This window comes from Novosphingobium sp., from assembly GCF_027489515.1.
In the GTDB taxonomy this organism is placed as follows: Bacteria; Pseudomonadota; Alphaproteobacteria; order Sphingomonadales; family Sphingomonadaceae; genus Novosphingobium.
On record NZ_JAIXZS010000061.1, the window covers coordinates 75,602 to 82,087 of the forward strand.

The following is a 6,486-nucleotide window of genomic DNA, read 5'->3' on the forward strand; positions in this document are numbered from 1 at the left end:
CCGGAGTGGCAGGGGCGAGGCGCCAGGCCCATACCAAAGGGTGCGGGAAACCGTACGCAAAAAATCCTTAGGACCCTGTTTTTACATTTCTAATCATACGCTTGTGAAGCATCCGTAACGGTTCGAGAGGGCGTGGAAATTTCCAAGCGCTTACTATTGCGCAAGGTTTCCCCACTAAGTCCGCAGGGGTGACGCGTACGACCGATCAAAGCTTGCCCGCTCTGCCGCGGGAATTGCCGGCCTTGGCGGTGCTGGGCCTCAGCGATTCGGCCGAAGGCGATTGGGGACGGCTGCGCGGTCTGCAGTATTCGGGCCTCGCACGGCTCACTGGGCCGCGACTTGTTGCCCACGGGCTGGCCGCGACACTTGTCGTTCAGGCGCTGTGGGGCGCGATCCATCTCGCCTTGCTGGTCGGCTGGACGGGCCTGCTTGCGGCCGTGCTGATCTGGGGTTCCAACTTCGATCGCACGCTGGAGGATGCCGACCGCCGCCGGATGACCCGGCACGAAATTCACAGGCATACCATCTGTACCGTCGCTGCCGCGCTGGTCTGGGTTGTCCCAATCCTCGTCATGTCGCCCTTCGCCTCGCCCGAGCAGCGGCTGCTGGTCTGGACGATCATGGCCATGCTGATGGCGGGCACTGCGCTGGCGTTTGCCGCCGTGCCGCTGGGCGCGGTGTTGTTCAATGCGATCCTCGGCGCGGCCAGCATCGCGGTCTTCCTCTGGTTCGGCAAGGTGACGGCGGCCGCGGCTGCGGTCACTTTCGTGATCTTCCTGTGGGTTGGCAGCCTCGAGGCAGCGCGCATGTTCCTGGCTGGCAAGGTGGCCGAGGCCGGTATTGCCGAGAAGAGCGAAGTCGTGTCGCTGTTGCTGCGCGAGTTCGAGGAAGGCGAGGCGGACTGGCTGTGGCAAACCGATGCCACCCGGCGCGTGCGCGCGGCGAGCCCGCGCTTTGCCTTCGCCCTGGGCGAGGACCCGGAGGACATCGACGGCAAGCCGCTGATCCAGCTGATCGCAGGCTCAGCTTGGGAGAGCGGGCACTTCCATTCCTCGCTGCATGATCTCGCCGAACGGCTCAAGCGGCGCGAAAGTTTCTCCAACCTGCTGGTGCACGTGACGCTGCACGGCAACAACCGGTGGTGGGAACTTTCCGCCTCGCCTCGGTTTGACGACAACGGCAACTTCATCGGTTTCCGCGGTGTGGGTTCGGATGTCACCGAGCAGCGTGAGAGCGCAGACAAGATTGCCTACCTTGCGCGCTATGACACTCTGACGGGGCTGCCCAACCGTCTTATGCTGACCGAAACGCTGGGCGATTCGATGCGCGAGGCGGACCGCTGGCGGATGCGCTGCGGCTTCATGATGATCGACCTCGACCGCTTCAAGGCGGTCAACGATACGCTTGGGCACCTTGTCGGTGATCAGTTGCTGGCCAAGGTTTCGGATCGGCTCAAGTCGCTGATGAGCGAGAACGAGCTGTGCGGGCGGCTTGGTGGCGACGAGTTCGCGATCGTGGTCCGCGATGCGGGCGATGGCACGCGGATCCGCGAAGTGGCGCACGCCGTGATCACCGCGCTTTCGCAGCCTTACGAGATCGACCACCACACGCTCTATGTCGGCGCGAGCGTCGGCTCGGCCATCGGGCCGCGCGATGGCGCAACGGTCGAGACGCTGATGCGCAACGCCGACCTTGCGCTCTACCGCGCCAAGGATGAGGGCGGCGGCCTGCACTTCGATTACGAGCCGGCATTGCATGCTCATGCCGAAGAGCGCCGCAAGCTCGAGTTCGCGCTGCGCCACGCGCTGGAGCGCGGCGAGTTTGCGCTGGCTTACCAGCCGGTCGTCGACGCGATCACCGAAGAACCGGTGAGTTTCGAGGCGCTGCTGCGCTGGCATTCGGCGGAACACGGCCCGATCAGCCCGGCCAAGTTCATCCCGCTTGCCGAGGACACCCGCCTCATCGTGCCGATCGGCGAATGGGTGCTGCGCACGGCATGCTTCGAGGCGATGAACTGGCCCGACCCGATCAAGGTGGCGGTCAACGTTTCGGGCGAGCAGCTGCTTGATCCCAGCTTTGCCGAAGTTGTGGTCAGCGCGCTTGCCGCAAGCGGCCTGCCGCCGCACCGGCTCGAGATCGAGGTGACCGAAAGCATCTTCGTGCGTGACGGCACCGCGGCGCAGCAGACGCTGGAGCGGATCATGTCGCTCGGCTGCGGCGTGGCGCTCGACGACTTCGGCACCGGGTATTCTTCGCTCGGCTATCTCCGGAAGCTGCGTTTCTCGACGATCAAGGTGGACAGGAGCTTCGTGCAGGGCGCGGCGAAGGACAATCCGGAGAGCCTTGCCATCGTGCGCGCCGTGGTGGCGATGGCCGACGCGCTCGAGATGTCGACCACGGCCGAGGGCGTTGAAACAGAGGAAGAACTGGCCGTTATCCGCCGTCTCGGCTGCAAGAAGATCCAGGGCTATTACTTCGGCCGTCCGATGACCGCGCGCGATGCGTCCGGCCTGTTCGACCGGATCACGCTGGACCGGCCAAAGAAGCTGGCCTGAGGATCAGGCCGCGACGCCCAGCCCGGTCAGCACACTTTCAAACAGGGCGCGGCCATCGCTGCCGCCATGGGCGGGTTCGATCATGCGTTCGGGGTGCGGCATCATGCCGAGCACGTTGCCCGCCGCATTGAGCACGCCCGCGATATTGCGCTGCGAACCATTGACCGGTTCGCCGTAGCGGAAGGCAACGCGGCCTTCGCCTTCGAGGCGGTCCAGCGTTGCGGCGTCGGCAAAGTAGTTGCCATCGTGGTGCGCGACGGGGATCGTGATGTGCTGGCCGGCGCTGTAGCGCGCGGTGAACAGCGACTGATTGTTTTCCACCACCAGCGGCACATCGCGGCAGACGAAGCGGATACCCGCGTTGCGCATCAGCGCGCCGGGGAGCAGCCCCGCTTCGGTGAGGACCTGGAAGCCGTTGCACACGCCGAGCACGGTGACGCCGCGGTTGGCGGCAGCCACCACCGCCTGCATGACCGGCGAGCGCGCGGCCATCGCGCCCGAGCGCAGATAATCGCCATAGGAAAAGCCGCCGGGCAGCGCGATGAAATCAAGGCCGGCGGGCAGATCGGCATCGCCGTGCCACACGCGGTGGACGGTGCCGCCGGTGATCTTCTCGATCGCCACCGCCATGTCACGGTCGCAGTTGGAGCCGGGGAAGGTGATGACGGCGGCGGTAAAACCCATGGTCAGGCCACTTTCTCGATGCGGAAGTTCTCGATCACCTGATTGGCGAGGAGCTTGCGGCACATGTCTTCGAGCGCGACGTCGGTGGTGCTGTCGGCCACGTCCATCTCGATCAGGCGGCCAGCGCGCACATCATTGACGCCTTCGAAGCCGAGGCCTTCGAGCGCGTGGTGAATGGCGCGGCCCTGCGGATCGAGCACGCCGTTCTTGAGGCTGACGTGGACGCGGATCTTCATGGGCGAACGGCCTTTCCGGACGGCTGGGGGGAGACTCGCGAGCGCCTATGCTCCGGTGCGGACCGAAGCGCAAGGCGGCGGAAGTTGACACGGTTGACACAGTCCAGAGGGAAAACCCGAAGCGGTTCCATCTGCGTCCGCCGGATGGCTGCCGGAAGCCTCGCAAGATCGGGAAAAATGGCGGAAATGCTGGCCATGCCACCCTTATAGCAGAAGGACGCGATGTAGGAAAATCCGCGCGGCCGGAGCCATCCGCTGCTTTTAAATAACAGACGCGTCTGTTATTTATTCCGTCATGGCCCGAGTCACCCCTCCCGATCGCGATGGCCGCATTCTCGATGCGGCGCGCGAAGCCTTTGCCACGCGCGGATTTGCCGCGACGACGATGGACGACATCGCGCAGCGGGTGGGGATCAGCCGCAGCGCGATCTACAGCCGGTTCGAGACCAAGGAGGCTCTGTTTCGCGCGCTGGTTGAAGGGCTGATCGGGCACGTCCTGCCTGAGGCGATGCCGGACCTTGCGGGCACCAGCGCCCCCGATGCTTTGCGACGGTTCATCCACGTGGTGATGGTGCGGCTGGGGAGCGGCAACATCGCCTTCCTGCCGCGCCTGATCATCGGAGAGGGGCAGGCCTTTCCCGATCTGGTGAAGTTCTACCACGATCATGCGATCACTCGCGTCCTCGGGGCCATCGAAGCGATCATTCGTCACGGCGTGGCGCGCGGCGAGTTCACTTGCGCCAATCCGGCACTGGCGGCGCGCAGCGTGGCGGGCGGCATGATCTTTTCCGCGCTGTGGCGCATCGTGTTCGAACCGGTGGGCGCGGAGCCACTTTACATCGAGGCGATGGCGGTGAGCCATGCCGAGGTGCTGCTGCAGGGGCTGACCGCCCGGGGAGAGCTGGCATGAGCCTGCGCAAGCGCCTGCCGATCCTGCTGCTGCTGGCCGTGCTGGCAGGAGCGGCGATCTGGTTCTTCACGCGGCAGGCGGCCCCAGATCCGTGGCTCGGCTATGTGGAGGGCGAGGCGCTTTATGTGGCGGCGCCGGTTTCGGGCACGCTGGCGAGCCGGCCGGTGGAGCGCGGCGGGCGGGTGAGCGCGGGGGCGCCACTGTTTGCGCTCGATCCGAGAACGGCGGACGCAAGCGCGGCGCAGGCGGCGGCGCAAGTGCAGTCCGCGCAGGCTTCGCTAAGCGATCTCGGCGCAGCGCGCGAGCGCACGCCGGAAATCGATGTGGCGCGCGCGGCGGAAGCATCTGCGCGGGCGCAATTGGTGCGCGCGGAAGCGGACTTCCGGCGCTTTGCCGATCTGGCGGCCAAGGGCTTTGCCAGCCGCACGCAGCTGGATGCGGCGCGCGCGGCAAGAGATAGCGCGGCGGCGCAAGTGGCGCAGGCGCAGGCGCAGCAACGCAGCGGGGCGCTGACGGTCGGGCGTTCGAGCCAGCAGGCAGCGGCGGCCGCGCAAGTCGTGGGCGCGCAGGCAGCGTTGGCGGCAGAAGCGCGGCGGCGGCAGGAAATTGCGCCGGTTTCGCCCGCAGCAGGGCAGATCGAGCAGACCTATTTCAACCCCGGCGAATGGGTGCCGGCGAACCAGCCGGTCGTTTCGATCATTCCCGACGACAAGCGCAAGATCCGCTTCTTTGTGCCGCAGGACAAGGTGGCAGGGATGCACCCCGGTACGGCAGTGCGCTTTACCTGCGATGGCTGCGGTGAGGCGCGGACGGCAACGGTGCGGTTCATCGCGCCGCGCGCGGAATACACGCCGCCGGTGATCTACAGCGAACATGCCCGCGCGAAGCTGGTGTTCATGGTGGAAGCGGCGCTGCCGGCGGACAAGCCCTTGCCGCTGGGGTTGCCGGTGGCGGTGAGCGTGCCTTGAGTACACCCCTTCACCACCCTTCGGGCGGTCCCCCTCCCCTTGCCGGGGAGGATCTTGTGATTGACGTGCGGGGGCTGACCAAGCGGTTTGGCGGGCGCACGGTGGTCGACGCCGTAGACCTTTCGGTGGCGCGGGGGCGGATCTGCGGGTTTCTGGGGCCGAACGGTTCGGGCAAGACCACGACCTTGCGGATGATCTGCGGTCTGTTGATCCCCGATGCGGGCGAGGGGACTGTTCTGGGGCAGGACCTCAAGACCCGGCGCAGCGCAATCAAGGCACGCGTGGGCTATATGACGCAGAAGTTCGGGCTGTTTTCCGACCTGACGATTGCGGAGAATCTGGAGTTCTTTGCGCGGGTGCATGGCCTGCCGCACCGCAAGGATCGGGTGGCCGAGGCGCTTGGGCAACTGGGGCTGACGACGCGCGGTGACCAGCTGGCGGGCAAGCTTTCGGGCGGGTGGAAGCAGCGGCTCGCGCTGGCGGCCTGCGTGCTCCACGATCCCGAAATCCTGCTGCTGGACGAGCCGACCGCAGGCGTCGATCCGCAGGCGCGGCGCGAGTTCTGGGACCAGATTCACGGGCTGGCGGCGGGCGGGATGACCGTGCTCGTCTCCACGCACTACATGGACGAGGCCGAGCGGTGCCACGAGATCGCCTATATCGCCTATGGCCGGATGCTGGCGCGCGGGAGCATTGCCGAGGTGGTCGAGGGCTCCGGCCTCAAGGCGCTGCAGGGCGAAGGCGAATTACCCGATGGAACGGGTGCGGACAGGCTGGCTGCGGCCATTGAGGCGCGGCCCGGTGTAGCGATGGCGGCTCCCTTCGGCACGGCGCTGCACGTGTGCGGGCCGGACATGGCGGCGCTGCATGCAGCGGTGGCGCCGTGGGCGGACACGATCAGCTTCCGCGAGGCGGTGCCCAGCCTTGAGGACGTGTTCATCCATCTGATGCGCGGGGCCGAGGACAATTCGGTGGTGGTGCAGGCATGAGGACACTCTGGTGAGCGCGACACCGCTGCAGCGCATCGGTGCGATGGTGTTCAAGGAAGTGCGGCAGATGCTGCGCGACCGGGGCACGGTGGGCATGATGCTGGTCATGCCGCTGATGCAGCTGATGATCTTCGGCTATGCGAT

At 66.3% G+C, this 6,486-nt stretch carries 6 protein-coding genes; 4 read left to right on the forward strand and 2 right to left on the reverse strand.

Going from position 1 to position 6,486, the window contains the following annotated elements; all coding sequences use genetic code 11:
- Window positions 1–242: 242 nt before the first annotated feature.
- Entirely contained in the window at window positions 243–2,555 is a 2,313-nt protein-coding gene (locus Q0082_RS11065) for a GGDEF and EAL domain-containing protein (RefSeq protein WP_298192463.1), read from the forward strand.
- A gap of 3 nt (window positions 2,556–2,558) precedes the next feature.
- Here the strand turns inward: Q0082_RS11065 and purQ are convergent, their stop codons facing one another.
- Both purQ and purS read right to left on the reverse strand, forming a co-directional pair.
- Entirely contained in the window at window positions 2,559–3,239 is a 681-nt protein-coding gene (purQ, locus tag Q0082_RS11070) for a phosphoribosylformylglycinamidine synthase subunit PurQ (protein WP_298192465.1), read from the reverse strand.
- A gap of 2 nt (window positions 3,240–3,241) precedes the next feature.
- On the reverse strand, window positions 3,242–3,475 hold the full coding sequence (gene purS / locus Q0082_RS11075) for a phosphoribosylformylglycinamidine synthase subunit PurS (RefSeq protein ID WP_298192467.1): 234 nt from the start codon (window positions 3,473–3,475) through the stop codon (window positions 3,242–3,244).
- Window positions 3,476–3,770: 295 nt separating this feature from the next.
- Between purS and Q0082_RS11080 the strand changes: the two genes are divergently transcribed.
- The 3 genes from Q0082_RS11080 to Q0082_RS11090 are packed head-to-tail and all read left to right on the forward strand — an operon-like array spanning window position 3,771 to window position 6,342.
- Window positions 3,771–4,385 (forward strand): TetR/AcrR family transcriptional regulator, encoded by a 615-nt coding sequence (locus Q0082_RS11080; protein WP_298192470.1) that lies wholly within the window; start codon window positions 3,771–3,773, stop codon window positions 4,383–4,385.
- Entirely contained in the window at window positions 4,382–5,353 is a 972-nt protein-coding gene (locus tag Q0082_RS11085; protein WP_298192473.1) for an HlyD family secretion protein, read from the forward strand. The genes Q0082_RS11080 and Q0082_RS11085 overlap by 4 nt, the downstream gene beginning before the upstream one ends.
- Complete coding sequence (locus tag Q0082_RS11090; RefSeq protein WP_298192474.1) at window positions 5,350–6,342, forward strand: ABC transporter ATP-binding protein; 993 nt, start codon at window positions 5,350–5,352, stop codon at window positions 6,340–6,342. Before Q0082_RS11085 ends, Q0082_RS11090 begins: the two co-directional genes overlap by 4 nt.
- Window positions 6,343–6,486: the final 144 nt, after the last annotated feature.